Origin of the sequence: Streptomyces sp. NBC_00344 (assembly GCF_036088315.1) — a bacterium.
Taxonomy (GTDB): Bacteria; Actinomycetota; Actinomycetes; order Streptomycetales; family Streptomycetaceae; genus Streptomyces.
In genome coordinates this window covers 2,515,886-2,542,158 of record NZ_CP107996.1, presented here as the reverse complement: position 1 = coordinate 2,542,158, position 26,273 = coordinate 2,515,886, and the positions used below count along the sequence as shown (strand labels likewise).

At 70.0% G+C, this 26,273-nt stretch carries 26 protein-coding genes; 12 read left to right on the top strand and 14 right to left on the bottom strand.

Going from position 1 to position 26,273, the window contains the following annotated elements; genetic code table 11:
* Positions 1-115: 115 nt before the first annotated feature.
* The 6 genes from OHS16_RS11365 to OHS16_RS11340 all read left to right on the top strand — a co-directional run bounded on the left by OHS16_RS11365 (position 116) and on the right by OHS16_RS11340 (position 6,177).
* A complete protein-coding gene (locus OHS16_RS11365) occupies positions 116-1,663 on the top strand; it encodes an ABC transporter ATP-binding protein (protein ID WP_443042757.1) in 1,548 nt (515 codons plus the stop codon).
* Positions 1,660-2,784 (top strand): ABC transporter permease, encoded by a 1,125-nt coding sequence (locus OHS16_RS11360; RefSeq protein ID WP_328537070.1) that lies wholly within the window; start codon positions 1,660-1,662, stop codon positions 2,782-2,784. The genes OHS16_RS11365 and OHS16_RS11360 overlap by 4 nt, the downstream gene beginning before the upstream one ends.
* Positions 2,781-4,067, top strand: a complete 1,287-nt coding sequence (locus tag OHS16_RS11355) for an ABC transporter permease (protein WP_328537069.1) — start codon at positions 2,781-2,783, stop codon at positions 4,065-4,067. The genes OHS16_RS11360 and OHS16_RS11355 overlap by 4 nt, the downstream gene beginning before the upstream one ends.
* Positions 4,064-4,453 carry a cytidine deaminase gene (locus tag OHS16_RS11350; RefSeq protein WP_328537068.1) on the top strand — a complete coding sequence of 130 codons (390 nt, stop codon included), beginning with the start codon at positions 4,064-4,066 and terminating at the stop codon, positions 4,451-4,453. Before OHS16_RS11355 ends, OHS16_RS11350 begins: the two co-directional genes overlap by 4 nt.
* A gap of 98 nt (positions 4,454-4,551) precedes the next feature.
* Complete coding sequence (locus OHS16_RS11345) at positions 4,552-5,829, top strand: thymidine phosphorylase (protein ID WP_328537067.1); 1,278 nt, start codon at positions 4,552-4,554, stop codon at positions 5,827-5,829.
* A gap of 66 nt (positions 5,830-5,895) precedes the next feature.
* On the top strand, positions 5,896-6,177 hold the full coding sequence (locus OHS16_RS11340) for an STAS domain-containing protein (RefSeq protein ID WP_328537066.1): 282 nt from the start codon (positions 5,896-5,898) through the stop codon (positions 6,175-6,177).
* 46 nt (positions 6,178-6,223) lie between these two features.
* Here the strand turns inward: OHS16_RS11340 and OHS16_RS11335 are convergent, their stop codons facing one another.
* The 3 genes from OHS16_RS11335 to OHS16_RS11325 form a co-directional block, all read right to left on the bottom strand.
* On the bottom strand, positions 6,224-7,201 hold the full coding sequence (locus OHS16_RS11335) for a sigma-70 family RNA polymerase sigma factor (RefSeq protein WP_328537065.1): 978 nt from the start codon (positions 7,199-7,201) through the stop codon (positions 6,224-6,226).
* Positions 7,202-7,292: 91 nt separating this feature from the next.
* Complete coding sequence (locus OHS16_RS11330) at positions 7,293-7,991, bottom strand: L,D-transpeptidase family protein (protein WP_328537064.1); 699 nt, start codon at positions 7,989-7,991, stop codon at positions 7,293-7,295.
* A 112-nt stretch (positions 7,992-8,103) separates the two neighbouring features.
* Positions 8,104-9,384 (bottom strand): MFS transporter, encoded by a 1,281-nt coding sequence (locus OHS16_RS11325; protein WP_328537063.1) that lies wholly within the window; start codon positions 9,382-9,384, stop codon positions 8,104-8,106.
* Positions 9,385-9,446: 62 nt separating this feature from the next.
* Between OHS16_RS11325 and OHS16_RS11320 the strand changes: the two genes are divergently transcribed.
* Positions 9,447-10,400, top strand: coding sequence for a LysR family transcriptional regulator (locus OHS16_RS11320; protein WP_328537062.1), 954 nt, complete (start codon positions 9,447-9,449; stop codon positions 10,398-10,400).
* A 33-nt stretch (positions 10,401-10,433) separates the two neighbouring features.
* On the opposite strand, the gene OHS16_RS11315 is transcribed toward OHS16_RS11320, so the two are convergent.
* Positions 10,434-11,198: an alpha/beta hydrolase gene (locus tag OHS16_RS11315; RefSeq protein ID WP_328537061.1), complete on the bottom strand. Its 765-nt coding sequence runs from the start codon at positions 11,196-11,198 to the stop codon at positions 10,434-10,436.
* 103 nt (positions 11,199-11,301) lie between these two features.
* On the opposite strand from OHS16_RS11315, the gene OHS16_RS11310 reads away from it, so the two are divergent.
* Both OHS16_RS11310 and OHS16_RS11305 read left to right on the top strand, forming a co-directional pair.
* The gene (locus OHS16_RS11310; RefSeq protein ID WP_328537060.1) at positions 11,302-12,456 is read left to right on the top strand and encodes an adenosine deaminase; all 1,155 of its coding nucleotides are present in this window, start codon (positions 11,302-11,304) and stop codon (positions 12,454-12,456) included.
* 123 nt (positions 12,457-12,579) lie between these two features.
* The gene (locus OHS16_RS11305; protein ID WP_328537059.1) at positions 12,580-12,915 is read left to right on the top strand and encodes an ATP-binding protein; all 336 of its coding nucleotides are present in this window, start codon (positions 12,580-12,582) and stop codon (positions 12,913-12,915) included.
* A 133-nt stretch (positions 12,916-13,048) separates the two neighbouring features.
* Here the strand turns inward: OHS16_RS11305 and OHS16_RS11300 are convergent, their stop codons facing one another.
* The 5 genes from OHS16_RS11300 to afsQ1 form a co-directional block, all read right to left on the bottom strand.
* The gene (locus OHS16_RS11300) at positions 13,049-13,249 is read right to left on the bottom strand and encodes a PspC domain-containing protein (RefSeq protein WP_328537058.1); all 201 of its coding nucleotides are present in this window, start codon (positions 13,247-13,249) and stop codon (positions 13,049-13,051) included.
* Between the two features lie 90 nt (positions 13,250-13,339).
* Positions 13,340-13,894 carry a VanZ family protein gene (locus OHS16_RS11295; RefSeq protein WP_328537057.1) on the bottom strand — a complete coding sequence of 185 codons (555 nt, stop codon included), beginning with the start codon at positions 13,892-13,894 and terminating at the stop codon, positions 13,340-13,342.
* A gap of 105 nt (positions 13,895-13,999) precedes the next feature.
* The gene (locus tag OHS16_RS11290) at positions 14,000-14,611 is read right to left on the bottom strand and encodes a hypothetical protein (RefSeq protein ID WP_328537056.1); all 612 of its coding nucleotides are present in this window, start codon (positions 14,609-14,611) and stop codon (positions 14,000-14,002) included.
* A complete protein-coding gene (locus tag OHS16_RS11285; RefSeq protein ID WP_328537055.1) occupies positions 14,608-16,107 on the bottom strand; it encodes a HAMP domain-containing sensor histidine kinase in 1,500 nt (499 codons plus the stop codon). The genes OHS16_RS11290 and OHS16_RS11285 overlap by 4 nt, the downstream gene beginning before the upstream one ends.
* A complete protein-coding gene (afsQ1, locus tag OHS16_RS11280; RefSeq protein WP_328540803.1) occupies positions 16,104-16,781 on the bottom strand; it encodes a two-component system response regulator AfsQ1 in 678 nt (225 codons plus the stop codon). Before afsQ1 ends, OHS16_RS11285 begins: the two co-directional genes overlap by 4 nt.
* Positions 16,782-17,016: 235 nt before the next feature.
* Here afsQ1 and OHS16_RS11275 point away from each other — a divergent pair, with 235 nt between their 5' ends.
* Complete coding sequence (locus OHS16_RS11275; RefSeq protein ID WP_328537054.1) at positions 17,017-17,763, top strand: SigE family RNA polymerase sigma factor; 747 nt, start codon at positions 17,017-17,019, stop codon at positions 17,761-17,763.
* 397 nt (positions 17,764-18,160) lie between these two features.
* Here OHS16_RS11275 and OHS16_RS11270 read toward each other — a convergent pair whose 3' ends face one another.
* Positions 18,161-18,814, bottom strand: coding sequence for a uridine kinase family protein (locus tag OHS16_RS11270; protein ID WP_328537053.1), 654 nt, complete (start codon positions 18,812-18,814; stop codon positions 18,161-18,163).
* Positions 18,815-18,960: 146 nt separating this feature from the next.
* Here OHS16_RS11270 and OHS16_RS11265 point away from each other — a divergent pair, with 146 nt between their 5' ends.
* Complete coding sequence (locus tag OHS16_RS11265; protein WP_328537052.1) at positions 18,961-19,341, top strand: hypothetical protein; 381 nt, start codon at positions 18,961-18,963, stop codon at positions 19,339-19,341.
* Positions 19,342-19,402: 61 nt separating this feature from the next.
* On the opposite strand, the gene OHS16_RS11260 is transcribed toward OHS16_RS11265, so the two are convergent.
* The 3 genes from OHS16_RS11260 to deoC are packed head-to-tail and all read right to left on the bottom strand — an operon-like array spanning position 19,403 to position 22,690.
* Complete coding sequence (locus OHS16_RS11260) at positions 19,403-20,290, bottom strand: aldehyde dehydrogenase family protein (protein WP_328537051.1); 888 nt, start codon at positions 20,288-20,290, stop codon at positions 19,403-19,405.
* Positions 20,283-21,719, bottom strand: coding sequence for an aldehyde dehydrogenase family protein (locus tag OHS16_RS11255; RefSeq protein WP_328537050.1), 1,437 nt, complete (start codon positions 21,717-21,719; stop codon positions 20,283-20,285). Before OHS16_RS11255 ends, OHS16_RS11260 begins: the two co-directional genes overlap by 8 nt.
* Before the next feature lie 5 nt (positions 21,720-21,724).
* The gene (gene deoC, locus OHS16_RS11250; RefSeq protein ID WP_328540802.1) at positions 21,725-22,690 is read right to left on the bottom strand and encodes a deoxyribose-phosphate aldolase; all 966 of its coding nucleotides are present in this window, start codon (positions 22,688-22,690) and stop codon (positions 21,725-21,727) included.
* Positions 22,691-22,950: 260 nt separating this feature from the next.
* Between deoC and OHS16_RS11245 the strand changes: the two genes are divergently transcribed.
* Complete coding sequence (locus OHS16_RS11245; protein WP_328537049.1) at positions 22,951-25,563, top strand: glutaminase domain-containing protein; 2,613 nt, start codon at positions 22,951-22,953, stop codon at positions 25,561-25,563.
* Positions 25,564-25,622: 59 nt separating this feature from the next.
* Here the strand turns inward: OHS16_RS11245 and OHS16_RS11240 are convergent, their stop codons facing one another.
* A complete protein-coding gene (locus OHS16_RS11240) occupies positions 25,623-26,273 on the bottom strand; it encodes a PH domain-containing protein (protein WP_328537048.1) in 651 nt (216 codons plus the stop codon).

The following is a 26,273-nucleotide window of genomic DNA, read 5'->3' as shown; positions in this document are numbered from 1 at the left end:
TCAGTTGACGCGTTAGCGTCACCGCACCCCCCGCCTCCGCCGGGGCCCGCCGCCCCATCGCTCCTTCTCCCGAGGAGAGTGCGCCATCAACGCGTTCAGCCCGCCCGCCGTCGAACTGCGCGGCATCACCAAACGATTCCCCGGTGTCGTCGCCAACCGCGATATCGACATCACCGTCCGCAAGGGCACCGTGCACGCCCTGTGCGGTGAGAACGGTGCCGGCAAGTCCACCCTGATGAAGATCCTCTACGGCATGCAGAAGCCGGACGAGGGCACCATCGCTGTCGACGGCAAGCAGGCGTCCTTCTCCACCCCGGCCGACGCCATCGCCCTCGGCATCGGCATGGTGCACCAGCACTTCATGCTCGCCGACAACCTCACCGTCCTCGAGAACGTCGTACTCGGCGGCGAGAAGCTGTACGGCATCGGCAACAAGGCCCGTGCCAGGATCAGGGAGCTCTCGGAGGCGTACGGGCTGAACGTCCGCCCGGACGTGCTGGTCGAGGACCTCGGGGTCGCCGACCGCCAGCGGGTGGAGATCCTCAAGGTCCTCTACCGCGGCGCCCGCACCCTGATCCTCGACGAACCGACCGCGGTGCTGGTCCCGCAGGAGGTCGACGCGCTCTTCGACAACCTGCGCGAGCTCAAGTCCGAGGGCCTGACCGTCATCTTCATCTCGCACAAGCTGGGCGAGGTGCTGTCGGTCGCCGACGAGATCACGGTCATCCGCCGCGGCACCACCGTGGGTACCGTCGATCCGGCGTCCACCACGTCCAGGCAGCTGGCCGAGCTGATGGTCGGCAGCGAGCTGCCCTCGCCCGAGACCCGTGAGTCGACGGTCACCGAAACGCCGATGCTCGACATCGACGACCTCAGGCTGACGGCGGCCGACGCCGACGGGTTCGTGCGCGATGTGCTCTCCGGGGTCTCGTTCACCATCCGCAAGGGCGAAGTCCTGGGCATCGCAGGTGTGGAGGGCAACGGCCAGGCGGAGCTCGTCGAAGCGATCATGGGTATGCGCGACCCTGACGGCGGGGTCATCACTCTCGGCACCGACGACATCTCGCACGCACCCACCCGCAAGCGGCGCGAGGCCGGTATCGGCTACATCCCCGAGGACCGGCACCGCCACGGCCTGCTCCTCGAGGCGCCGCTCTGGGAGAACCGCATTCTCGGCCACGTCACCGAACGCCCCAACTCGCGGCGGGGACTGATCGACGCCAAGGCCGCACGCGCCGACACCGATCGGATCGTCGCCCAGTACGACGTCCGTACGCCCGGTATCGATGTCACTGCGGCCTCGCTCTCCGGCGGCAACCAGCAGAAGCTGATCGTCGGCCGGGAGATGAGCCACCGCCCCAAGCTGCTGATCGCCGCGCACCCCACCCGGGGTGTGGACGTCGGCGCCCAGGCGCAGATCTGGGACCAGATCAAGGAGGCCCGCCGTGAGGGCCTCGCGGTCCTGCTGATCTCCGCCGACCTGGACGAGCTGATCGGCCTGTCCGACACCCTGCGGGTGATGTACCGCGGCCGGCTTGTCGCCGACGCGGACCCCGCCACGATCACCCCCGAGGAACTCGGCTCCGCGATGACCGGCGCCGCCACCGGACACCTGGACCACCAGGACGCTGCCGGTGCAGAAGCTGGGGGAGAGGACCGATGAAGAAGTACACCTCACGCATCGACCGGGAACGGCTGATCCTCGGGATCGCCGCACCCCTGCTCGCGCTCGTGGCGGCCCTGGTCGTCACCGCACTGGTCATCCTGGCCACGGGCAAGAACCCGCTCGCCGCGTTCAGCGACATGCTCACCTTCGGCTCCGCCAGCGACAGCCAGATCTACATCCTCAACAAGGCGACGACGTACTACCTCGCCGGTATCGCGGTGGCCATCGGCTTCCGCATGAACCTCTTCAACATCGGCGTCGACGGCCAGTACCGGATGGCCGCCTTCTTCGCCGCGGTGGTCGGCGGCGCCCTCACACTGCCGGGCGCCGTCCAGATCCCACTGATGATCGTCACCGCCATGCTGGTCGGCGCGATGTGGGCGGGGATCGCGGGTGTTCTGAAGGTGACGCGCGGCGTCAGCGAGGTCATCTCGACGATCATGCTCAACTCGATCGCCACCGCGGTCATCGCCTATCTGATGCAGCCGGGCAGGCTCGGTCAGCTCGACGACTCAGGCACTCTGGTCTCCACCAGGCCGCTGCCGGAGTCGTCCTGGTTCTTCTCCATCGACACCGGCCCGGCCGGTGTGCTGTGGGGCTTCATCGTGATCGCGGCGCTGGCCGGTGTCGCGTACTGGTTCGTGCTGGGACGCACCCGCTTCGGCTTCGATCTGCGGGCGGTCGGCCAGTCCGAGTCCGCGGCCTCCGCGAGTGGTGTCAGTGTCAAGAAGATGGTCGCCACCAGCATGATCATCTCCGGCGCGATGGCCGGTCTGATCGGTATGCCGACGCTGCTCAACGACAGCCACATGTACAGCAACGACTTCCCGGTGGGTGTCGGCTTCACCGGCATCGCGATCGCCCTGCTCGGCCGCAACCACCCGATCGGCATCGCGCTCGCCGCGCTGCTCTGGGGCTTCCTGGAGCGCACCACCAACCACCTTGAGTTCAAGGGGTACGACAAGGAGATCCTCGGCGTGATCCAGGGCGTCATCGTCCTGTGCGTCGTGATCGCCTACGAGGTCGTCCGCCGGTACGGACTCAAGCGCCAGCAGCAGAAGGTCGGCGCCGAACTCGCCGCGCAGGCCGCCTCGATCCCGCAGCAGGTGACGGCATGACCGCGACGATGACGAAGACCCCGCCTCCGGCGGCTCCGAAGGCGGCGAAGGCCAGGTCCGGCCGCAAACTCAGCCTTCCCAAGGTCCTGCTGATCGTCGCGGGCGCCCTGATCCTGATCTCGCTGGTCCGGATCGTCACCGGCGCCGACCAGCTCACCTCCGAGGGGCAGATCAGCGCATCGCTCGGGCTCGCCGTCCCGATCGGCCTCGCGGGTCTGGGCGGACTGTGGTCCGAGCGGGCCGGTGTGGTCAACATCGGCCTCGAGGGAATGATGATCCTCGGCACCTTCGGGGCCGGCTGGATCGGCTGGCAGAGCAGCCCCTGGCTCGGGCTGCTCGCCGGAATCACCTTCGGCATGCTCGGCGGTCTGATCCACGGCATCGTCACCATCACCTTCGGCGTCGACCACATCGTGTCCGGTGTCGCGATCAACCTGCTGGCGCTCGGCATCACGCAGTACCTCGCCAAGATCTTCTTCACCAACGGCGAAGCGGCCGTCAAGGGCGGCAACCCCAAGCAGTCGCCGCCGGTCGACTCGCTGCCCACCGTCACCGTTCCCGGCCTCTCGGACGGTCTGAACTCGATCGCGAACCACCACTGGTTCCTGGTCTCCGACCTGGCCGGCATCCTCGGCGGCCTGGTCACCGACGTCTCGGTGCTGACGATCCTGGCCGTGCTGCTCTTCGCCGGCACCTGGTGGGTGCTGTGGAAGACCACGTTCGGCCTGCGGCTGCGCTCCAGCGGTGAGAACCCGATCGCCGCCGAGTCGCTGGGTGTCAACGTCTACCGGTACAAGTACGCGGCCGTCGCCATCTCCGGCGGTATGGCCGGTCTGGGCGGTGCGTTCCTGGCGATGGTCCCCACGCACACCTATCTGGAGAACCAGACCGGCGGCCGTGGCTACATCGGTCTCGCCGCGATGATCTTCGGTAACTGGCGGCCGGGCGGACTCGCCATGGGCGCCGGGCTGTTCGGCTTCTCCGACGCGCTCCAGCTGCGCAACGGCGGCGAGACCGTCCATGCGCTGCTGCTGCTCATCGTGGTGCTGCTGGTGCTGCTCGCCGGGTGGAAGCTGTACCGCAGGGCGCTCGTGCAGGGCACGATCAGCGCGGTGATGGCCGCGGTCATCCTCGTCTGGTACCTGTTGACCGACGATGTCCCGTCCGACTTCGTGGGTGCCACGCCGTATGTGGTGACGCTGCTGGTGCTCTCGCTCTCCGCGCAGCGGCTGCGGATGCCCAAGGCGGACGGTATGCGCTACCGGAAGGGCCAGGGCAAGTGACCGAGATCGACTGGGATGTTCTGCGGGAGGCTGCGCGGGGTGCGATGTCCCGTGCGTACGCGCCGTACTCGAAGTACCCGGTCGGTGTGGCCGCCCTGGTGGACGACGGCCGCACGGTCGTCGGCTGCAATGTCGAGAACGCCTCGTACGGTCTCGGGCTGTGCGCCGAGTGCGGACTGGTCTCCCAGCTCCAGGCCACCGGCGGGGGACGGCTGACGCACTTCACCTGTGTGGACGGTGAGGGCGCCGTGCTGGTGCCGTGCGGTCGCTGCCGTCAGCTGCTGTACGAATTCGGCGGGCCCGAGCTGCTGCTCGAAACCCCGGGCGGGGTCCTCCCGCTGTCCGAGATGCTGCCCCAGGCGTTCGGCCCGCAGCACCTCAACTGAGTGAACGGCCCTTCCGCGACTGCGGGAGGGCCGTACTCACCGCCTGTTTTCTATGCGCGTAGAGTCGCGCGATACGTATGTCTGCCGGAAGGAATGCCATGGACGTCATCTCCGTCATCCGCACCAAGCGGGACCGCGGCGAGCTGAGCCCGGAGCAGATCGACTGGGTGATCGACGCCTACACCCGCGGCGAGGTCGCCGACGAGCAGATGTCGGCGCTGGCCATGGCGATCCTGCTCAATGGAATGAACCGCACCGAGATCGCCCGCTGGACCGCGGCGATGATCGCCTCCGGTGAGCGGATGGACTTCTCGGCGCTCTCCCGGCCGACCGCCGACAAGCACTCCACCGGTGGCGTCGGCGACAAGATCACGCTGCCGCTGGCTCCGCTGGTCGCCGCCTGCGGTGCCGCGGTGCCGCAGCTCTCCGGCCGGGGCCTCGGCCACACCGGTGGCACCCTGGACAAGCTGGAGTCCATCCCCGGCTGGCGGGCGCTGCTCTCCAACACCGAGATGATGGACGTCCTCGATTCGGTCGGCGCGGTCATCTGTGCGGCGGGAGACGGACTGGCCCCTGCCGACAAGAAGCTCTACGCGCTGCGCGACGTCACCGGCACCGTCGAGGCCATTCCGCTGATCGCGTCCTCGATCATGTCCAAGAAGATCGCCGAGGGCACCGGCTCCCTGGTGCTGGACGTGAAGGTCGGCTCCGGCGCCTTCATGAAGAATCTGGCGGATGCCCGCGAGCTCGCCTCGACGATGGTCGGACTCGGCACCGACCACGGCGTCCGCACCGTCGCGCTCCTCACCGACATGGCCACGCCGCTCGGTCTGACCGCGGGCAACGCCCTCGAAGTACGTGAGTCCGTCGAGGTCCTGGCGGGCGGCGGTCCTTCCGACGTCGTCGAGCTCACTCTCGCGCTGGCCCGCGAAATGCTGGACGCGGCAGGACTCAAGGACGCCGATCCGGCCAAGGCACTCGCCGACGGCTCCGCCATGGACCACTGGCGCCGGATGATCGAGGCCCAGGGCGGCGACCCGGACGCCGCCCTGCCGGTCGCCCGCGAGCAGCACATCGTCACCGCCCCTTCGAGCGGAGTGCTGACCCGTCTCGACGCGTATGACATCGGCGTCGCCGCCTGGCGGCTCGGTGCGGGCCGCGCACGCAAGGAGGACCCGGTGCAGGCGGGTGCCGGCATCGAGCTGCATGCGAAGCCGGGTGACACGGTGACCGCGGGCCAGCCGCTGCTGACCCTGCACACGGACACCCCGGAGAAGTTCGCCTACGCGCTCGAGTCGCTTCCCGCGGCGTTCGACATCGCCGCTGCGGGCACCGGCTTCACGGCGAGCCCGATCGTGCTGGACCGCATCGCCTGAGGGACGTACGGCGCTGGAGGACCGGCCGGGCGATGAGTTCCGCACGCCGGGCCGGTCTTTCCCCTTGTGGATGTCATCGAGCCGATCGCCCTTGTGCTCCCCAGCCCGGTCTCCCGGGCCGATGTGCCGCGCCTGTGCGAGGAACTCGGAGCACTGCTGACCAGCACCGGGGCATCCGAGGTCGTCTGCGACGCAGGGGCGCTGGTGTGTCCCGACCTGACCGCGGTCGAAGCCGTCCTGCGGCTCAGGCTGACCGCGCGCAGACACGGCAGCCTCCTGCGGCTGCGCAACGCCGCCCCCGCTCTGCGCGCATTGCTGAATCTGGTGGGCCTGCCGGACCCGCCGTAGCTGCCGGTCCGGCCGCTCACACTCCCGGACACGCCGGTCCGGCCGCTCACTCCTCCAGACGGGCGGGCAGATCGAACAGCGGGAACCACCGCTCGGTGTCCAGGAACGACGTGATCCCGGCGACCGCGCCGTCGGTGATCTCGATGACCATCAGCGCCCAGGGATCGAAGCCCTTGCCCGATTCGCTCGGGTGGTAGTGGGCGAAGGCCGGCGTGCCGTTGGCCACCACCGGCAGCAGCCGGGAGCCCCGGCAGACCGAGCCGACCCCCAGCATCCAGCCGACGATGTTGTCGTGGCCGCGCAGCCACAGGTCGTACGGCGGCATGGAGAGGGTGGCGTCCTCATGCAGCAGAGCGGTCAGTGCCTGCATGTCGTAACCCTCGAAGGCCGCCACATAGCGGGCGAGCAGCTTCTGCTGTTCCTCGTCGAGCGGATCGGCGGTGTCGGTGGCCGCGGGTGCGGAGTCGGCGAGGGTCGAGCGGGCCCGCTGGAGGGCGCTGTTGACCGATGCCACCGAGGTCTCGAGCAGCTCGGCGACCTCGCTCGCCTTCCAGGCCAGCACCTCGCGGAGGATGAGTACGGCCCGCTGTTTGGGCGGCAGATGCTGCAGGGCGGCGACGAAGGCAAGCCGGATCGACTCCCGTTCCACCGCCGCCTCGGCCGGATCGGCGGCCGTGGGGAGCACCCTGCCGTCCGGCACCGGCTCCAGCCAGGTGACCTCGGGGCGGGAGTTGAGCGCCGCCTGGGCGACCGGGGTCGCGGCGGTGAGATCCATCGGCCGGGCCCGCTTGTTCCCCGCGTTCAGCATGTCCAGGCAGACATTGGTCGCGATGCGGTAGAGCCACGAGCGCAGCGAGGAACGCCCCTCGAAGCGGTCGAAGCTCCGCCAGGCCCGGACCATGGTGTCCTGGACGGCGTCCTCCGCTTCGAAGGAGGAACCGAGCATGCGGTAGCAGTAGCCCGTCAGCTCGGTCCGGTGTCCTTCCAGACGGGAGTCGAGGTCTGTAGTCGCGAGGTCGGCCATGGTGCCCCCTGTCCGAGACGAATCACACCAGCGATCCGAAACTACAGGGGGCCACTGACAATCGGCACACGGTTCCCCGTACGGCCCCGGATCAGGTTCCCGGCTTGCGGCCGTAGACGTAGACGTCGTCACCCTTTTTGAGCAGCGACCAGTACGTCGCGGCGTTGGTGCCGGTCATGTTGACGCACCCGTGCGATCCGGGCGGGTTCCACATGCTCAGGCCCACCGAGTGGAAGGCCTCGCCGCCGTCGAAGAACTGGCTGTACGGCATCGACACGTTGTAGAGCGAGGACACATGGTTCTTGTCCCGCCAGTAGATCTTCTTGAGGCCGGTCCGCGTCTCGTGACCGTCCCGCCCGGTGCGTACCGGCACCGGTCCGAACACCAGTTTCCTGCCGTCCTGGATCCAGCTCAGCTGACGGGTCAGGTCGACGCAGGCGATACGGCCCTTGTTCACCGGGCACTTGCCGGCCTTGTCCGGATTCTTTCCTGCGGCCTTCTGCTGGTTCATCAGGTCCATCACGCCCCAGGTGACGGGGCCGGCGTAGCCGATCGCCGGAGTGATGCCGTGGGTGGACTGGAAGCTCCTGATCGCCGCGCAGTCCGCGGCGGACTGCTTTCCGTCCGCCGTCCGGCCGAGAAACCTCTCGGCCTGCTTCTGGTACGGGCCCGTGCTCGTGGTGCAGCCGGCCGCCATGGCGGGGGTCGCCCCGCCCAGCGCCATGGTCAGCGGGACCACCAGAGCGGTGATGCCCGCCGCCGCAGCCCCTCTTCGTCGTATGTGTTCCATGCGACCCGTCCTTCTTCTCCGCATGTGCTGCGCAATTCGTGTGTTCGGAGAGGTAGACGGCCGGGGGCGGCCGGCAGTTGCACGGCCGCGCCACGGTTCTTCCGTCCTCCGGTCAGCGGGCCGCGACGGGCAGCCGCTGTGCCGAGCGGGCGCGGTGCGATCCGTACAGCGTGATCGCCACGACGCCGAGCACGGCGAGCAGCCCCAGCGCGACCGTGCCCGCCCAGCCACCCGCGTGGAAGGCGATCGCGCCGAGCGCGCCGCCCGCGCTGCTGCCCAGGTAGTACGCCGACTGGTAGAGCGCCGACGCCTGGGCGCGTCCGGTCTTCGCTGTGTGGCTCACGGAGGACGAGGCGACCGCGTGCCCGGCGAAGAAGCCCGCCGTGATGAGTACGAGTCCGAGGAGAACCGCCGCCAGCACATCGGCCAGCGAGAGCAGCAGCCCGGCGGCGGTCGTCGACCCCGCGAGATAGAGCGCGCCACGGCGGCCGAGCCGGCCGACCAGCCGCCCGGCAGCGGCGGACGAGACCGTGCCGACCAGGTAGACCAGGAAGACCGAACCCGCGAGGCCCTGGGCCAGACCGAAAGGGGCGTCGACCAGCCGGTAGCCGATCACGGTGTAGACGGCGCCGAAGACCGTCATGAAGAGCGCGCCGATGGCGTACAGCCTGCGCAGCAGTGGGTCGCCCACGTGTGCGGCGACGGTGCGGCCGAGGGCGCGGAGGTTGAGGGAGACCGGGCTGAAGTTACGTGCCGCCGGAAGCATGAGACGGAAGACGACCGCGCAGACGACCGCGACCACGCCGATCGCGCCGAGCGCCGCCCGCCAGCCCCAGGCCTGCGCCACCCAGCCGGCGAGGATGCGGCCGCTCATCCCGCCGATGGAGTTGCCCGCCACGAACAGACCGATCGCCGCGACCAGCGCCTTCGGCTGCACCTCCTCGGCGAGAAAGGCCATCGCGGACGCCGGCAGACCCGCGAGGGCGGCGCCCTGCACGGCGCGCAGCGCGATCAGCCAGCCCAGACCCGGTGCGAACGGCACCAGCAGTCCGATGCCGACGGCAACCGCGAGCGAAGCGGTCATCATCGTCCGCCGCCCGAAGCGTTCCGAGAGCGCGCTGAGCGGCAGCACGAAGAGCGCCAGCCCGCCGGTCGCGGCGGACACCGTCCAGCTGGCCTGGCTCGCCGTGACGCCGAAGTCCGCGGTGATGGCGGGCAGCAGTGCCTGGGTCGAGTAGAGCAGCGCGAACGTGGCCATACCGGCGGCGAAGAGCGCGAAGCTCATCCGGCGGTAGCCGGGGCGTCCCGGGGTGAGCTGCTGGGGCCGGGAATCGGATGACGGCGCGGCGGAGGCACTCACCGTGGTGAGCACCCCGGTACTTGCAGGAGGCATACAGCGAACGTAGGCCGCCGATCCTCATGCGTCCAATGCATGGACTGGTCATAATCGTTCCCATGGCGCATGACTACAGCTCACAGCCGCGGCTGTCACCGAGCAGTTACGAAGACGACATCCGACTCCTGCTCGCACCGCGTCTCGCGTACTTCGAGGCGGTGGCGCGCCATGAGCATGTGACCCGGGCTGCGCAGGAGCTGTCGGTGCCGCAGTCCACCCTGTCGCGGGCCATGGTCAGACTGGAGGCCGACCTGGGTGTGGCGCTGTTCGCGCGCAGGGGCCGTACGGTCTCGCTGACCCCGGCGGGCCGCACCTTCCTCGGCACCGTCGAGCGGGCCCTCGCCGAGGTCGAGCGCGCGGCGGACTCGGTGCGGGCGGACGCCGACCCGACCGCGGGCAGGGTCTCCTTCGGATTTCTGCACACCATGGGATCCGAGACGGTGCCCGCCCTGATCAGGGCCTTCCGGGCAGGTCATCCGCGGGTGCGGTTCCAGCTGGTGCAGAACTACGGCGAGGCGATGATCAGCCGGCTGCGGGCGGGGGAGCTCGACCTCTGTCTGACATCGCCGGTCCCCGACGCACCCGACCTGGTCAGCCGCAGGCTCGACGAGCAACGGCTGCGCCTCGTGGTGCCGGACGACCACCGGCTCGCCGGCCGCAAGCGGGTCCGGCTCGCGGAAGCCGCCGACGAGACGTTCGTGACGCTGGAGCCGGGCTACGGACTGCGGCGCATCACCGACGACCTGTGCGCCGAGGCCGGGTTCACCCCGCGGGTCGCCTTCGAGGGCGAGGAGGCGGAGACACTGCGCGGTCTGGTCGCGGCCGGTCTGGGGGTGGCGCTGCTGCCGCCGCCGGCGGTGGCGAGGCCGGGGGTGGTGGAGCTGGCCGTCACCGCACCGCGAGCGGTACGGGAGATCGGGGTGGCGTGGCTGGACGGCCATCCGGACACGGCCCCCGTCGCGGCCTTCAAGGAGTTCCTGCTGTCGCGGCGGGGGAAGCTGCTGCCGGAGTGACGGGCGGCGGACCCGGGGGCCGGCCCCCCCCGGCTACCGGCCGAGCGTGCGCCCGAAGCCGGCTGCCAGTGGCATGCGCAGGCCCAGCGGCGGCGGGGCCGCGAACGCGTCGGCCACCGGTCTGGCGAAGGCCCTGGAGAAGAGCGTGCCCCGCACGAAGTCCGATGCGAGGGCCACCACTTCGGCCCGGTGCTGGCGCAGCGCATGCCCGTCCGAGTGCACCTCGAAGCGGCAGATGTCGTGGTTGGTCTTCTTGGCACGTTCGGCGAGACGGTAGGAGAGTTCGGGGTCCGAGCGGGAGTCGGTCGTGCCGTGCACGATCAGGACCTGACGGCCGACCAGTTGTCTCACCGGTTCGGGCACGGCAGCCCTGTCGTCCTCGGGGAGCCAGGGGGCCATCGCGAAGACGGAGGTGACGGCCCGGTGGCCGGCCGCGTGCAGGGCCGCACGGCCGCCCATGCCGTGGCCGGCCAGGCAGACGGGCACGTCACCGTAGCGCCGCATCACCTCGTCCACCCCCCAGGCCGCGTCCTCGGCGAGATGCGCGTCGGTGCCGTTCCACCCGTGGAACCGGTAGCGGACGACATGGGCCGCAAGGCCGTCGCCGCGTCCGGCGCGGGCCAGTCTGCGGGCCAGGGGCTGCAGGGAGGCGTACGGGAGGGGGGAGGGGCGGCGGGTGGAGAGCGGGGCGCCGTCGGGCAGCAGCAGCACCACGCCGCTGACCGCCGACTGCGCGCCGTCTGCCCCAACTGCCCGTCCCAGCCGCGCTTCCGGCAGGCCTGGTGCTTGCTGTGCCATAACGGAACAGTCTCAGAAGCGAAGGTGTACACCACCCTTCAGGACGGTCACTGTTACATATCGGCCCACCCGGTTCTACGCGCGTAGGGGCTACAGTGCACGGATGACGAGCCAGACCACGCAATCGCCCACCACGAACCAGATCAGCCGAGCGCCGAAGGTGCTGCTGCACGACCACCTCGACGGCGGTCTGCGCCCCGGCACCATCATCGAACTCGCCCGGGCGGCCGGCTACGAGGCCCTTCCGGAGACCGACGCGGACAAGCTCGGCATCTGGTTCCGGGCGGCGGCCGACTCCGGTTCGCTGGAGCGCTATCTGGAGACCTTCGCGCACACCTGTGCCGTCATGCAGACGCGTGAGGCGCTGGTGCGGGTCGCCGCCGAGTGCGCCGAGGACCTGGCGGAGGACGGTGTGGTGTACGCGGAGATCCGGTACGCCCCCGAGCAGCACCTGGAGGGCGGCCTCAGCCTCGAAGAGGTCGTCGAGGCCGTCAACGAGGGCTTCCGGGAGGGCGAGCGGATCGCCCGCGAGAACGGCCGCCGGATCCGCGTCGGTGCGCTGCTCACCGCCATGCGGCACGCCGCCAGGGCGCTGGAGATCGCCGAACTCGCGAACAGCTACCGCGATCTGGGCGTGGTCGGCTTCGACATCGCGGGCGCCGAGGCGGGCTTCCCGCCCACCAGGCACCTCGACGCCTTCGAGTACCTGAAGCGGGAGAACAACCACTTCACCATCCACGCGGGCGAGGCGTTCGGACTGCCGTCGATCTGGCAGGCGCTGCAGTGGTGCGGAGCCGACCGGCTCGGGCACGGGGTCCGTATCATCGACGACATCGAGGTGGCCGACGACGGCACCGTGAAGCTGGGTCGCCTCGCGTCGTATGTCCGGGACAAGCGCATTCCGCTGGAGCTCTGCCCGACGTCCAACCTGCAGACCGGCGCCGCCGCCTCCTACGCCGACCACCCGATCGGGCTGCTCAGGAAGCTGCACTTCCGGGCCACCGTGAACACCGACAACCGCCTGATGTCCGGCACCACGATGAGCCGTGAATTCGAGTCCCTGGTCGATGTGTTCGACTACACGCTCGACGACATGCAGTGGTTCACCGTCAATGCGATGAAATCAGCGTTCATTCCTTTCGATGAACGGCTGGCCATGATCAACGAGGTCATCAAGCCCGGCTACGCCGAACTGAAGTCCGAGTGGCTGTTCCGCCAGACCGCTGTGACCAGTGGTTCCACGGCTGCGACGAGCTGACCGTACAGACTCACGAGCGGCCGGAGACCGTCCTCTCCGGCCGCTCGTGGTGTTTGCGGGCCGTGCGAATGGATGGCTACCGTGCGTAGCCGCTCAATTCCCCTTCGCAAGGACGTTTTCCTCATGAAGCAGTCTGCTGCCAAGACCCTCGGCGTCGCCCTCGTCGGTGCCGCCTTCGCCGCGGCCGCCGCGGGGTCCGCCTCGGCGGCCACCGTGAAGGCCACGCCGGACCTGGCCGGCACGCTGGACACCGTCGCCGGCCAGCTTCCCTCGGACAGCAGCGCGTCGACGCTGCCGGCCGGTGCCGGCGAATCCCTGGCGGCCGGGCGCACCGCCATGGGCAGCACCGTGTCCCAGGCGCTGCCCACTCCCCACATGGCCAACCCCGCCTCCGGCCTCCTCGGCGGACTGCCGACCGGTGGCGTGACCCGCGCCGCGCTGCCCGGCCTCGGCGGCTGAGCACTCCCACGGCGCACCCGCGGGAGAACCGCGGCAGCACAGCAGCGGGGCCGCACACCCGTCCCCAGGGGTGTGCGGCCCCGCTGCCCTGGCGGGCGGGGCAGCCCGGAACGCCGGGCTGCGGGATGGCGGGCTACCAGGCGGCCGACGCCTTCTCCTCGTCGGGCAGCACGATCCACAGCACCAGGTAGAGCAGGAACTGCGGTCCCGGCAGCAGACACGAGACCACGAAGATGACTCGCATCGTCGTCGCAGAGGTGCCGAAGCGCCGTGCCAGCGCTGCGCACACTCCACCGAGGACGCGGCCTTCACGGGGGCGGGCAAGTGCGGACATGAGGGGCTCCTTCGCGAAGCGTCGTGGGAGCTGCTCCATCGAGCTCCCCGTCCTTCCATCATGCCGCCGGCAGCGAGGCGGAGCGTCGCTCTACGGGGCGACGCCGACCCTGGGAATCGTCGGGGTCGCCCCCTGAGGGGCCCCTTCCGCCTTCCGCCGCGGGCGCACGCTGCGTCCGGTGTGCGCCTGCCTGCCCCGCATCCGGGAGCGCGCGGCCGGTACGACGGCGGCGTGTGCCAGGGCCACACCGACGGTGTTCAGCAGCAGCGAGTCCACATCGACGACCTGCCCGGGCACCCCGGTCTGCAGCAGCTCGATGGCCAGCGAGATCAGCGCGCCGGACGCGACCGTACGGGCCAGCGAGGCCCAGGGCGAGACATCCAGCCGCCCGCCCGCCAGGGGCAGCAGCACCCCGAGCGGCGCCAGCAGCAGCAGTCCCTCGCCGATCCTGCGGGTGGCCGCGAAGGCGCCCAGGGCGAGGTCCGCCCTGATCCCGGCGAACGGGGTGAAGTTCGACGCGGTCACCCACATCACGTCGAGCGGGCGCAGCGTCAGCCAGCCGACGATCAGTAGATGCGCGGCGAGGAGGAGTATCCCCCCGACACGGGACCGGATGACGGAGCGACCGTCGATTCCTTGACGCACGCTCCCCAAGACGCGGTGAGCGGCGGGTTCGGTTCCGCCGAGTTTGTCACTGTGACGTCACCGCTCCCGGGCCCCGCGGTACGGCCGCCGGGAGCGGGCGGTCCGTCATCTCCCGGTCCGTACGTCGCCGGGATCCGGGTCGGAGTCCGGGCTGGTCTTCAGCTGCTGGGTGCAGGAGTAGGCGCGCGGCGGGTCCTGGCCCGGACCGCCGAGCACCACCGCACCATCGGCCCCGGCCGCCGCGCTCTCCGCGTAGGTGCAGACGATCTGGGCCAGCGCGGCGGACGGCAGGTCCGCCGGATCGCGGCTCAGCCGCAGCGCGCCGTCCGGATCGCTGCTCCTCCCGGCGCTCACCGAGAGCGGGGTCCGCACATCGGTGGCGAACCCGGCGTCCTTCTCTGCGGCGGTCGGCTGTTCCCGCAGCTCGTCCAGCAGCTTCTCGGCGACCCGTACACCGTCGGACAGCGTCCTGCCCTCGGCGATCTGCACCGTACGGTCGACCGGTACGAGACGGCTGCCGCAGACCAGATAGACCCGCACCGGGATGCCCTCGAGAGCCTGGGCCGTGACGTTGGGCGCGGGCAGGTCGCAGGCCACCCGGGACGGTGCGGCGCCCGCGTCCACCGGTACCGAGGTGTCCCGGATCCCGCACCCGGCGGCCACCGAGACCACGGCGGTCATCCCTATGAGAGCCGTCGCCGGCCTGCCCGCCCTCATGCGCTGTCGCCTTCCTGTTCGTCCCCCGCGGGGTCCGCGGGGTGGCGCGGCAGCCGCAGGACGAACACCGCGCCGCCGTCCGGCGCGTTGGCCGCCGTGATGTCCCCGCCGTGGATGTGCGCGTTCTCCATCGCGATGGAGAGACCGAGGCCGCTGCCCTCGGAGCGCGGTCGGGACGCACTCGCCTTGTAGAAACGGTCGAAGACATGGGGGAGCACGTCCTCGGGGATGCCGGGGCCGTGGTCCTGGACCTCGATGACCAGCTCGTCGCCCTCGATGCGTACGGCGACCCGGACCGGCGATCCGCCGTGCTTCAGGGCGTTCCCGATCAGATTGGCCAGGATGACATCGAGGCGGCGCGGGTCGAGGCTCACCAGGATGCCGCGGTCCGCGTCGAGCTCCACCGCGTCCAGCCAGGCACGGGCGTCGATGCAGGCGGTGATCTGGTCGGCGATGTCCACATGGTCGAGGACCAGCCTGGCGGTGCCCGCGTCGAAGCGGGTGACCTCCATCAGGTTCTCCACCAGGGTGTTGAGTCTGCGGGTCTCGCTCACCACCAGCTGCACGGCGGGCGCGATCATCGGATCGAGGCTGTCGGCCTCCTCCTCCAGGACTTCCGACACCGCGGTGATCGCGGTCAGCGGCGTCCGCAGCTCGTGCGACATGTCGGCGACGAAGCGGCGGCTGGCCTCCTCCCTGGCGCTCATGTCGCTGACCTTCTGCTCCAGCGCCTCCGCGGTTCTGTTGAACGTCCTCGACAGTTCGGCGAGTTCGTCGGTGCCGGAGACCCTGAGCCGGGTGTCGAGTTTGCCCTCGCCGAGCCGCCTGGCAGCGTCGCCGAGCCGCTGCACGGGTTTGAGGACGGTGGTCGCCGACGCCTGGGCGAGCAGCGCGGAGCCGATCAGCGCCAGCGCGGTGGCGATCGCCAGCGACCAGGCCAGCGAGTTGAGATCCTCCCGCTCCTGGGCGAGCGAGGTCAGCATGTAGCCGGTGGGGCCGCCCCCGATGATCCTGCTGCCGCCGACCAGATAGGGCTTGCCGTGCAGGGTGATGCGCTGCCAGAACAGGTGGTACGCGAAGGGATTGCCCGTGCTCACCTTCTGCTGCTTGCCCACCGCGTCCTGCAGCCGCTTCGGCACATCGGAGAGGGTGAAGCCGTCCAGGTTGGAATAGCCGACGACCGGCTTGCCCTTCGCCCGCTCACCGACCAGCAGCACGCTGTAGCCCGGGTTGCTGCTGCCCGCTATCTGCGAAGCGGTGGTCTGCAGTTCGCTCTGCGACGGCTGCAGGGGCAGTGAGGCGGCCCGGTTCTGCATCTCCTGCCGGAAGTCCTTGAGTGCGGAGTCCTGGGTGCGGGTCAGCACCGCCTCGCGGTTGAGCCAGTAGGCGATACCGGAGGCGGAGACGGCCGCGGTGAGCGCCACCAGGGCGAAGACGACGACAAGCCGCAGCCGCAGGCTGGTCCAGCGCAGTCCGTGGAGGAACGTACGACTCACTGAGGCGTGTCCAGCCGGTAGCCGACCCCGCGGACGGTACGGATCAGGGTCGGCGACGAGGGTACGTCCTCGACCTTCGCACGCAGCCGCTGGACACAGGCGTCGACCAGCCGTGAGTCACCGAGGTAGTCGTGTTCCCAGACAAGCCGCAGCAACTGCTGCCTGGACAGCGCCTGCCCAGGCCTGCGGCTGAGCTCGAGGAGCAGCCGCAGTTCGGTCGGGGTGAGCTGGAGATCCTCGCCGTTCTTGGTCACGGTCATCGCGGACCGGTCGATGACGAGACTGCCGAAGGCCGCAGAGTCGGTGGACTCGCGCTCGCCGCGGCGCAGCACCGCACGGATCCGGGCGTCGAGCACCCGGCCCTGCACAGGTTTGACCACGTAGTCGTCGGCCCCGGACTCCAGTCCGACCACCACATCGATGTCGTCGCTGCGCGCGGTGAGCAGGATGATCGGCAGCTGGTCGGTCCGTCTGATCCGCCGGCACACCTCGAATCCGTCGATCCCGGGCAGCATCACATCCAGCACGATCAGATCGGGCCGCTGCTCGCGCAGCAGCTTCAATCCGTCCTCGCCGGTGGCCGCCGTGGCCACACGGTGCCCCTGGCGTGACAGAGACAGCTCAAGAGCCGTGCGGATGGCGTCGTCGTCCTCGATCAGCAACAGGAAAGGCACGGAGGTCATTCTGGCCCATGGTGCAGGGGAGTTCGACCTCTGGAGCGCTCCCATCGCCTCCGTAATCCGGCCGATGGTCTCCGGGCGCCCGTTTCCGGTACCCCGGCGACCGGGGGGAGCGGACCCTGGCGGCCCTTGTGACGCGCCTGTGACAGTCGGCAGACACCCCCATGAAACTGCGAGGGCAGTCTCTTCATCACAAGCCGGAGCACGACTCCACGACGGGGGGCGCGAGATGAACACACTGCACAGCAACAACTCCAGCGCAGTAGTCACGCGTCTGCACGACGTCGTGGCAGCGCGCAACACCGAGAAGTCCGGTGCCGAAGGAAGCACCTCCCCGATCGGACGGGGGTGCACCCGTGGCGCCGGGCGTCAGCGCACGGCCTACATGACCGTGGTCGACGCACCGAAACCCGCGGTGGCGTACCGGGAGGGCACGGGGGAACGGCAGTCCCTGTCGGAGGCGGAGTTCACCGCCTACGTCCAGGAGCGCCGCGCCTCCCTGTACGCCACCGCGTATCACCTGACCGGTGACCGTTTCGAGGCCGAGGACCTGCTGCAGAGCGCGCTCTTCTCCACTTACCGCGCCTGGGACCGGATCAGTGACAAGGCGGCGGTCGGCGGCTACCTCCGCCGCACCATGACCAACCTGCACATCAGTGCCTGGCGCCGGCGCAAGCTCAACGAGTATCCGACCGAGCAGCTGCCGGAGACGGCGGGCGACACGGACGCGATGCGCGGCACCGAACTGCGCGCCGTGCTCTGGCAGGCGCTGGCCAGGCTGCCCGAACCGCAGCGCACCATGCTGGTGCTGCGGTACTACGAGGGTCGTACGGATCCCGAGATCGCAGAGATCCTCGACATCAGTGTCGGCACGGTGAAGTCCAGCATCTGGCGCTCCCTGCGCCGGCTGCGCGAGGACGACGTCCTCAGCTTCGGCCGTGACGAGGAGGAGTCCTTCGGCGAGTTGGTCGCCTGAGGATCGGGTACGGGGGCTGCTGTTTCGGGGGAGACGGCAGATGTACCGAAGGGGGTACGGGGGCTGCTGTTTCGGGGGAGACGGCAGATGTACCGAAGGGGGTACGGGGGCTGCTGTTTCGGGGGAGACGGCAGATGTACCGCACGGGGGAAGCGGGGCCGGACAGGCCGGGGGGGCCTGTCCGGCCCCGCTTCCGTGCGCGGACACAGCACGCGCGGCAGACCGGGGGCCCGGGCGCAGTCCCGGACCCGCGGCGTCCCGGCCAGGACCCGCGGCGGAGCGTGGAGCGGCGTGCGCAAGTCGCCTGCCCCGAACTCCTCACCGCCGCACCGGGATCGGACGGCGAAGCGTGCGGACAGCCGTGCGTACCGCCCGGACTGACCGCCGAGGCTCCGGACTACTCGCTGAGGGCCCGGCCGGCAAGGGGTTGCCGGGCCGCGGCGCGGGACCCGGCGGCAGCCGCGAGCCGGGAGAGGGCTTCCGGTTTGTCACAGGCGTACGCCCCGAGTCCGGACTGACGGGCCACGATCCCCCGTTCGGCCCGCATCAGCCGCCATCCGCGCCGCAGCAGGAACGGCACCGACTTACGCCCCTCACGCAGATCCCGCAGCAGCCGGCGCCGGAAGGTGGTCGACGGCCGCCCGCGCAGGCACAGGGCGTCCGCCAGCAGGCCGAGATCCGCGCAGCGCCGCACTATGTCCGCGGCGAAGATCCCCTCGGCGATGAACACCGCGGGCCGGCCGATGCCGAGCGTCTCCGCACCGACCCGGGCGCTGGTCGCGATGTCGTACACCGGGACCGTGGTGCGCCCCGTACGGCACAGCTCCCCGATCGCCGTGACCGCGGCGTCCGCGTCCCAGGACTCCGGCGAGTCCCAGTCGATGTCGGCACTGCCGGAGACCTGCGGCAGCGTGGGGTCGTCAGCCTCCTTGTAGAAGTCGTCCAGGCGCAGCACAGGAAGGCCCGAGCGCGCGGCGAGGGACGACTTTCCGGAACCGGAGGGTCCCGTGAGGAGGACAACGCGGGTCTGTATGGGCTGGGATGAACTCACGGGTGACCATTCTCCGTCATCCGGCGGCCGGTGCGTCCACCCGGGAGAGTGCTTCCCGGTGCGTTCCTTGGAAAGCACACCGCGTCTCAACTACGCTGCGTGGGCTTGTGATTACTCAGACGACTGTCCAGTGAGTCAGGAAACCCATGGCAAAGCATGCTTCTCCCGGGCCCCGGCGTAACTCCCTGCTGCGCATCGGCCTCACCGTTTCGGTGGCCGGTGCGGCGCTCGGGATGGGAGCTGCGGCGGCCCAGGCCGCGGCGCCCGCCAAGAACGGCGCCGCCGCTCCCACCGCGGCATCGGGAGACCACGGAGCGCCACCGGTGAAGGTCCTGAACGGTGGAGCGGAAGGCGCGATGGGAGCGGTGAAGAACCTCCAGCTGGACCCGCTCGCCAACACCGGGGTGGATCCGCTCAACAACGGGGTCGGCACCCAGGTCGCCGACTTCAAGCCGGTCTCCACCACTCAGGTCACCGCACCGGTGGCCAGGGGCGCCGCACTGAAGGATCTGCTGCCCGGCCGATGAGCCTCCACCTCGCGCGGCGGCCCCTGCGGGGCCGCCCCGCAGGGCGCGGGCTCCTGCGTACTCAGTACGACGAGCCGGACACACCCAGCGCACCGGTCGGGTGCCAGACCGTCTTCGTCTCCAGGAACGCCGTCAGCCGGTGCGTGCCGGGGCCGGCGAAGAAATCCACCGGCTGTGGACGCAGCACCCGCTTCAGGTTGTCGGCCGCTGCGATCTCCAGCTCGACGGCCAGCCCGGCGTCAGCGCCGGTGAGATCGATCGCGTTGACGTCCTGGTGCGCGGCGAGCGGCGCCGCGATCTCAGCGGTCCTCCCCGACAGCACATTGACGACACCGCCAGGCAGGTCCGACGTGGCGAGCACCTCGCCGAGCGAGAGCGCGGGCAGCGGGGACTTCTCGGAGGCGATCACCACCGCCGTGTTCCCGGTGGCGATCACCGGGGCGACGACGGAGACCAGGCCGAGGAACGACGAGTCCTGCGGTGCGAGGACCGTGACGACGCCGGTGGGTTCGGGGGACGACAGATTGAAGAACGGCCCGGCCACCGGATTGGCCCCGCCAGCGATCTGGCCGATCTTGTCGGTCCAGCCCGCGTACCAGACCCAGCGGTCGATCGCCGCGTCCACCGCTGCCGCCGCCTTCGGCCTGGACAGGCCTTCGGCGTCCGCCACTTCGCGCACGAACTGGTCGCGGCGGCCCTCCAGCATTTCGGCGATGCGGTAGAGCACCTGGCCGCGGTTGTACGCCGTGGCCCCCGACCAGCCGCCGAACGCCTTGCGCGCCGCGACGACCGCGTCCCGCGCGTCCTTGCGGGACGACTGGGGCGCGTTGGCCAGCCAGTTGCCCTTGGAGTCGGTCACCTCGTACACCCGCCCGCTTTCGGAACGGGGGAACTTGCCCCCGACGTACAGCTTGTAGGTCTTGAAGACATTCAGTCGTCCGTCAGACATCGAGGTACGCCTCCAGGCCGTGGCGGCCGCCTTCACGTCCGTATCCCGACTCCTTGTAGCCGCCGAAGGGCGAGGTCGGGTCGAACTTGTTGAATGTATTGGCCCACACCACACCGGCCCGGAGCTTGCTCGCGACCGCGAGGATCCGCGAGCCCTTCTCCGTCCAGATGCCGGCCGAGAGGCCGTACTGGCTGTTGTTCGCCTTGGCGACGGCCTCGTCCGGTGTGCGGAAGGACAGCACCGAGAGCACCGGGCCGAAGATCTCGTCGCGGGCCACGGTGTGTGCCTGGGTGACGCCGGTGAACAGCGTCGGTGCGAACCAGTATCCGGCGGAGGGGAGTTCACACGCGGGCGACCAGCGCTCGGCGCCCTCGGCCTCACCGGTGTCGGCGAGCGCGGTGATCCGGGCCAGCTGCTCGGCGGAGTTGATGGCGCCGATGTCGGTGTTCTTGTCCAGCGGGTCGCCGAGGCGGAGCGTGGAGAGGCGCCGCTTCAGCGAGTCCAGAAGCTCGTCCTGGACCGACTCCTGTACGAGCAGGCGCGAACCCGCGCAGCAGACCTGCCCCTGGTTGAAGAAGATGCCGGTGACGATGCCCTCGACGGCCTGGTCGATGGGGGCGTCGTCGAAGACGATGTTGGCGCCCTTGCCGCCGAGCTCCAGAGTGACCTTCTTGTCCGTACCGGCCACCGAGCGGGCGATGGCCTTGCCCACGGCGGTCGAACCGGTGAAGGCGACCTTGTTGACGTCCGGGTGCTCAACAAGCGCCTGGCCCGCGTCCCCGTAACCGGGAAGGATGTTGACGACGCCCTTCGGCAGACCGGCCTGACGGCAGATGTCGGCGAAGAACAGCGCGCTGAGCGGGGTGGTCTCGGCGGGCTTCAGGACCACGGTGTTACCGGTGGCGAGCGCCGGTGCGATCTTCCACGCGAGCATCAGCAGCGGGAAGTTCCACGGGATGACCTGACCGGCGACACCGAGCGGGCGCGGGTTCGCACCGTACCCCGCGTGGTCCAGCTTGTCGGCCCAGCCCGCGTAGTAGAAGAAGTGCGCGGCGACCAGCGGGAGGTCCGCGTCGCGGGTCTCCCTGATGGGCTTGCCGTTGTCGAGAGTTTCCAGGACGGCCAGCTCGCGCGATCGCTCCTGGACGATCCTGGCGATACGGAAGAGGTACTTGGCGCGCTCCGAGCCGGGCAGCGCCGACCACGAACCGAATGCCCCGCGGGCCGCCTGCACCGCACGGTCCACATCGGCTGCGCCCGCCCGGGCGACCTCCGAGAGCACTTCCTCACTGGAGGGACTGACGGTCTTGAAGACCTTGCCGTCCGCCGCTTCGGTGAACTCGCCGTCGATGAAGAGCCCGTAGGACGGGGCGACGTCGACGACCGCGCGGGACTCCGGCGCGGGGGCGTATTCGAATACGGATGCCATGGTGATCAGTCCACCGTCACATAGTCGGGGCCGGAGTAGCGGCCGGTGCTGAGCTTCTGCCGCTGCATCAGCAGGTCGTTCAGCAGGCTGGAGGCGCCGAAGCGGAACCAGTGGTTGTCCAGCCAGTCCTCGCCGACGGTCTCGTTGACCAGCACCAGGAACTTGATCGCGTCCTTGGTGCTGCGGATGCCGCCCGCGGGCTTCACACCGATCTGGATGCCGGTCTGCGCACGGTAGTCGCGCACCGCCTCCAGCATCAGCAGGGTGTTGGCGGGTGTGGCGTTGACCGCGACCTTGCCGGTCGAGGTCTTGATGAAGTCGGCGCCGGCCATCATGCCGATCCAGGAGGCGCGGCGGATGTTGTCGTACGTCGACAGCTCGCCGGTCTCGAAGATCACCTTCAGCCGGGCGGCGCTGCCCTCAGGACGTACGCACTCCGCCTTGACGGCCTGGATCTCCTCGAAGACCGACAGGTACCGGCCGGAAAGGAACGCGCCGCGGTCGATCACCATGTCGATCTCGTCGGCGCCCGCCGCCACGGCGTCCCGCACATCGGCGAGCTTCACCGGCAGTGCGGCCCGGCCCGCCGGGAAGGCGGTGGCGACCGACGCGACCTTCACATCGGCGCCGTGCAGCGCTTCCCTGGCGACCGCCGCCATGTCCGGATAGACACAGACCGCGGCCGTCATCGGTGCGCTGCGGTCCGTGGGGTCGGGATGGACGGCCTTCGCGGCCAGCGCCCGGACCTTGCCCGGGGTGTCAGCGCCTTCGAGCGTCGTCAGGTCGATCATCGAGATGGCCAGATCGATGGCGTGGGCCTTCGCTGTGGTCTTGATCGAACGGGTGCCGAGGGAGGCGGCGCGCGCTTCGAGGCCAACGGCGTCCACGCCGGGCAGCCCGTGCAGGAAACGGCGCAGCGCGCTGTCGGACGCGGTCGCGTCGGCGAATGCGGGGGGAACAGTGGTGGGCATGGTCACCAGATGAGCATATCTACGCGCGTAGCAACCTGTACAGGGGGAGTCGGTCACCGGATGGACACGGGTGAGCGGCGGGACCGTAAACCGATCCGGGTGTCCGCCGGCCCGGACGGATGGCTGCCGGGCATCTTGACGGCCCGGTTCCGTGGTGCCTGAATAACGACTTACAACGTTGGAAAGTACCCCTGGGGCAGCCGGCCGGGCTCCCGGGAGCCTCGCGTACGCCTCCGTCAGAACCGGAAAGGGAAACCTCCGTGTCACATCCTGAGGACCGTGAACGCCCCGCAGGCCCCGCCTCCACCCCTCCCGGCGCGCTCTCCAGGCGTGCCCTGATGCGCTGGGGCGGCGTCGCCACCGCCGCTGCCGTCACCTCAGCCTGGCCGGCGGGCGCGGCGGCCGCTGCGGCGCAGACGCCGGGCTCCCTCGCCTCCAGCACCTTCAGCCCGCTGCGTCCGCCCGCGACCCCGCTCGCCGTCCGTTCGATGTACCTGACCACCTGGCTGCCGGGCGACAACCTGGCGGGCACCTGGCCGGCGTTCTGGAACGGCAGAACCACCGCGCTGTGCGGGATCGCCAGGATCGACGGTGTCGCGTACGTGTTCGCCGGCAACCCGTCGGTCCCTGGCGGGCCGGCGCTGACCACGATGCAGCAGACATCGTTGTCACTGACCGCCACCAAGTCCGTCTACACGCTGGCCGGCGGCGGCGTGACGCTCACCGTCACCTTCTTCTCCCCGGTCGACCTGGGCAATCTGCAGCGTCAGTCGGTGCCGATGAGCTACGTGACGGTCTCGGCGGCCGCGGGCGACGGCAGGAGCCACACCGTCGCCGTCCATGTCGACGTCTCCGCGGAGTGGGTGCACGGTGACGATGCCACCCAGGTCACCTGGGACCAGCGGAAGACCGCTTCGACGACCGCGCTGACCTGCAGCCCGGCCACCCCCGGTGTCCTCCAGGAGCACAACGACCAGGCGTCCTGGGGCTCCCTGGTGCTCGCCGCTCCCACCGGCGGCGGCCTCAGCTGGCAGATCGGGCAGGACACCACCGTGCGGGCCGCCGCCGCGTCGGGGGCGCTCGGCGACACGTCCGACTCCGCGAAGCCACGGGCGATCAGCGACCGGTGGCCCGTCCTCGGTCTCCTGCAGGACCTGGGCACGGTCACCCCCGGCGCCGCTCCGGCGCTCTTCAAGGTCGGCCTCGGACATGTGCGTACCCCCGCGGTCAGCTACCTCGGCACCAGCCTCAACCCGTGGTGGACGCACTACTGGGGTTCCTGGACCGACATGGTCGACTGGTTCCACGCCGACTACAGCGCCGCCCTCTCGGCCGCGGCCGCCCTGGACACCCGGATCCACAACGACGCGTCGAACGCGGTCGGTGGCGGCGCCGTCGGCGATCACTACGCGGCGGTCTGCGCCCTGGCGCTGCGCCAGAGCGTCGCCGGTACGGAGCTGGTGGACCGGGCCGGATCGCCGTGGGCATTCCTGAAGGAGATCTCATCCGACGGAAACGTCTCGACCGTCGATGTGACCTACCCGGCCTTCCCCGCCTATCTCTATCTGTCGCCGGGCTATCTGCGACTGCTGCTCGAGCCCGTGCTCGACTACGCGGAGCACGGCGGCTGGCCCGGCGCGTTCACCGAGCACGACCTCGGCTCCAGCTACCCCAACGCGACCGGGCACGACGACGGCAACGAGGAGGACATGCCGGTCGAGGAGTCCGCCAACATCCTGATCATGGCGGCCGCCGCCATCCGCAGGCTGCCGTCCGACCAGGCCGCCGCCTTCGCCGACGCGCACTACGAGATCCTGCACAAGTGGGCCGACTACCTGGTCGCCAACGCCCTCGACCCGGGCAACCAGAACCAGACCGACGACTTCACCGGGTGGATCGCGCACAGCGTCAACCTCGCGCTGAAGGGCATCATCGGTATCGGCGCGATGGGCCTGATCGCCACGGCGGCCGGCAACGCATCGGACTCGGCGCACTATCTGTCCGTCGCCCGCGGTTACATCAGCCAGTGGGTGAGCAAGGGACAGGACCCGGCGGGCACGCATCTGAAGCTCGCCTACGACCAGGACGGCACCTGGAGCCTGAAGTACAACGGCTTCCCGGACCGCGTGCTCGGCCTGAATCTGGTGCCCACCGGGATCGCCCGGCAGGAGGCCGACTGGTACCAGGCGCACGCCGGTGCGCACGGGGTGATCCTCGACCCCCGCAACGACTACACCAAAGCCGACTGGGAGATATGGACGGCGGCCTGGCTCGCCGACCACACCGCCACCCGCGACACGCTGGTCAACGGCGTGTACGGGTTCGCCGACACCACGCCGCAGCGGGTGCCGTTCTCCGACTGGTACGTGGTGAACAGCGGGGCCCAGCGGGGGTTCGCCGACCGCCCGGTCATCGGCGGTGTGCTCGCACTGCTGCTGCCGGAGGGGAGTGCGGCGGTGGCATGGTCGAAGATCCGGAACCAGAACTCCGGCAAGGTGCTCGCGGTGAGCAACCAGTCGCTGGCCGACTCCGCCAACGTGACCCAGTACAGCGACAACGGCACCCTCGATCACCTGTGGACCGTGGTGGACGCCGGTGGCGGTGCGGTCAAGATCTACAACCGCAACAGCGGCAAGCTGCTGGCCGTCCACGACCAGAGCATGGCCGACGGCGCGCTGGTGCAGCAGTACAACGACAACGGTTCACAGGACCATCTGTGGAAGCTGGTCGACGCCGGAGGCGGCTGGGTGAAGATCGTCAACGTCCGGAGCGGCAAGGTACTGGCCGTCGACGGGATGTCGCAGAACGACAGCGCGCAGGTCACCCAGTGGGCGGACAACGGGTCCGCCGATCATCTGTGGCAGCTGGTGTGACCGGCCCCGCGCGGTAGTACGGTCCCCCTCCCCGGTCTGCCGGGGAGGGGGCGTTCGGGTCAGCCGGCCGCCAGCAGTACGACCAGGAGCACCACGCCGGCGACGGCGGGCGCGATGATCTCGTACGCCCAGCGGATGACGGGCGCGCCCTGCGCGGCCGGGCGGTCCGCTCCGTGCGCGGCGAGTTCCCGCAGATCGGTCACGGTCTGGTCGGAAGGGGCGAGCGCCGATCCGGTGTCGGATGCGGCGGAGAAGGGGCTGCGGTCGCGGCGGAGGCCGCCGCCCTGCCCGGCCGCGGCCTTCATCTGGCGCGCGTTGGCCCGCTTGCGGCGGCGCAGCGAGACCGGTACCGCCCACAGCTGGTACTTCCCGTCGTCCGTGAAGACCTCACTGGAGTAGCCGGCCCGGATGTCCACGACGCAGGACCACGGCAGCGTGATCGTCCGGAAGGGGTTACGGATCCGCAGCCGGTCGTCGTTGGCGTACACCGCGGGGCGCAGTGTGAAGGCGAACACCAGCGGCACGACGCAGAGCAGACCGGCCAGGGCCAGCCAGGGGGCGTTGCCGTGGCCGTTGATCAGGGCGTCGGCGCCGAGCCACAGGGTGAGCAGGAGCAGCAGAACACCGCCGGCGATGCCGCCCGCTGACCGGAACACGCGGTCCGCGTAGACCGGTTCGGAAGGCTTCGGGGTGGGATGCTCAGGACTCAT

Coding starts and splice junctions, on each gene's coding strand:
- OHS16_RS11360 (WP_328537070.1), top strand. CDS start 1,660: ATGAAGAAGTACACCTCACGCATCGACCGGGAACGGCTGATCCTCGGG.
- OHS16_RS11355 (WP_328537069.1), top strand. CDS start 2,781: ATGACCGCGACGATGACGAAGACCCCGCCTCCGGCGGCTCCGAAGGCG.
- OHS16_RS11345 (WP_328537067.1), top strand. CDS start 4,552: ATGGACGTCATCTCCGTCATCCGCACCAAGCGGGACCGCGGCGAGCTG.
- OHS16_RS11335 (WP_328537065.1), bottom strand. CDS start 7,201: ATGGCCGACCTCGCGACTACAGACCTCGACTCCCGTCTGGAAGGACAC.
- OHS16_RS11330 (WP_328537064.1), bottom strand. CDS start 7,991: ATGGAACACATACGACGAAGAGGGGCTGCGGCGGCGGGCATCACCGCT.
- OHS16_RS11325 (WP_328537063.1), bottom strand. CDS start 9,384: ATGCCTCCTGCAAGTACCGGGGTGCTCACCACGGTGAGTGCCTCCGCC.
- OHS16_RS11320 (WP_328537062.1), top strand. CDS start 9,447: ATGGCGCATGACTACAGCTCACAGCCGCGGCTGTCACCGAGCAGTTAC.
- OHS16_RS11315 (WP_328537061.1), bottom strand. CDS start 11,198: ATGGCACAGCAAGCACCAGGCCTGCCGGAAGCGCGGCTGGGACGGGCA.
- OHS16_RS11310 (WP_328537060.1), top strand. CDS start 11,302: ATGACGAGCCAGACCACGCAATCGCCCACCACGAACCAGATCAGCCGA.
- OHS16_RS11305 (WP_328537059.1), top strand. CDS start 12,580: ATGAAGCAGTCTGCTGCCAAGACCCTCGGCGTCGCCCTCGTCGGTGCC.
- OHS16_RS11300 (WP_328537058.1), bottom strand. CDS start 13,249: ATGTCCGCACTTGCCCGCCCCCGTGAAGGCCGCGTCCTCGGTGGAGTG.
- OHS16_RS11290 (WP_328537056.1), bottom strand. CDS start 14,611: ATGAGGGCGGGCAGGCCGGCGACGGCTCTCATAGGGATGACCGCCGTG.
- OHS16_RS11275 (WP_328537054.1), top strand. CDS start 17,017: ATGAACACACTGCACAGCAACAACTCCAGCGCAGTAGTCACGCGTCTG.
- OHS16_RS11265 (WP_328537052.1), top strand. CDS start 18,961: ATGGCAAAGCATGCTTCTCCCGGGCCCCGGCGTAACTCCCTGCTGCGC.
- OHS16_RS11260 (WP_328537051.1), bottom strand. CDS start 20,290: ATGTCTGACGGACGACTGAATGTCTTCAAGACCTACAAGCTGTACGTC.
- OHS16_RS11255 (WP_328537050.1), bottom strand. CDS start 21,719: ATGGCATCCGTATTCGAATACGCCCCCGCGCCGGAGTCCCGCGCGGTC.
- deoC (WP_328540802.1), bottom strand. CDS start 22,690: ATGCCCACCACTGTTCCCCCCGCATTCGCCGACGCGACCGCGTCCGAC.
- OHS16_RS11240 (WP_328537048.1), bottom strand. CDS start 26,273: ATGAGTCCTGAGCATCCCACCCCGAAGCCTTCCGAACCGGTCTACGCG.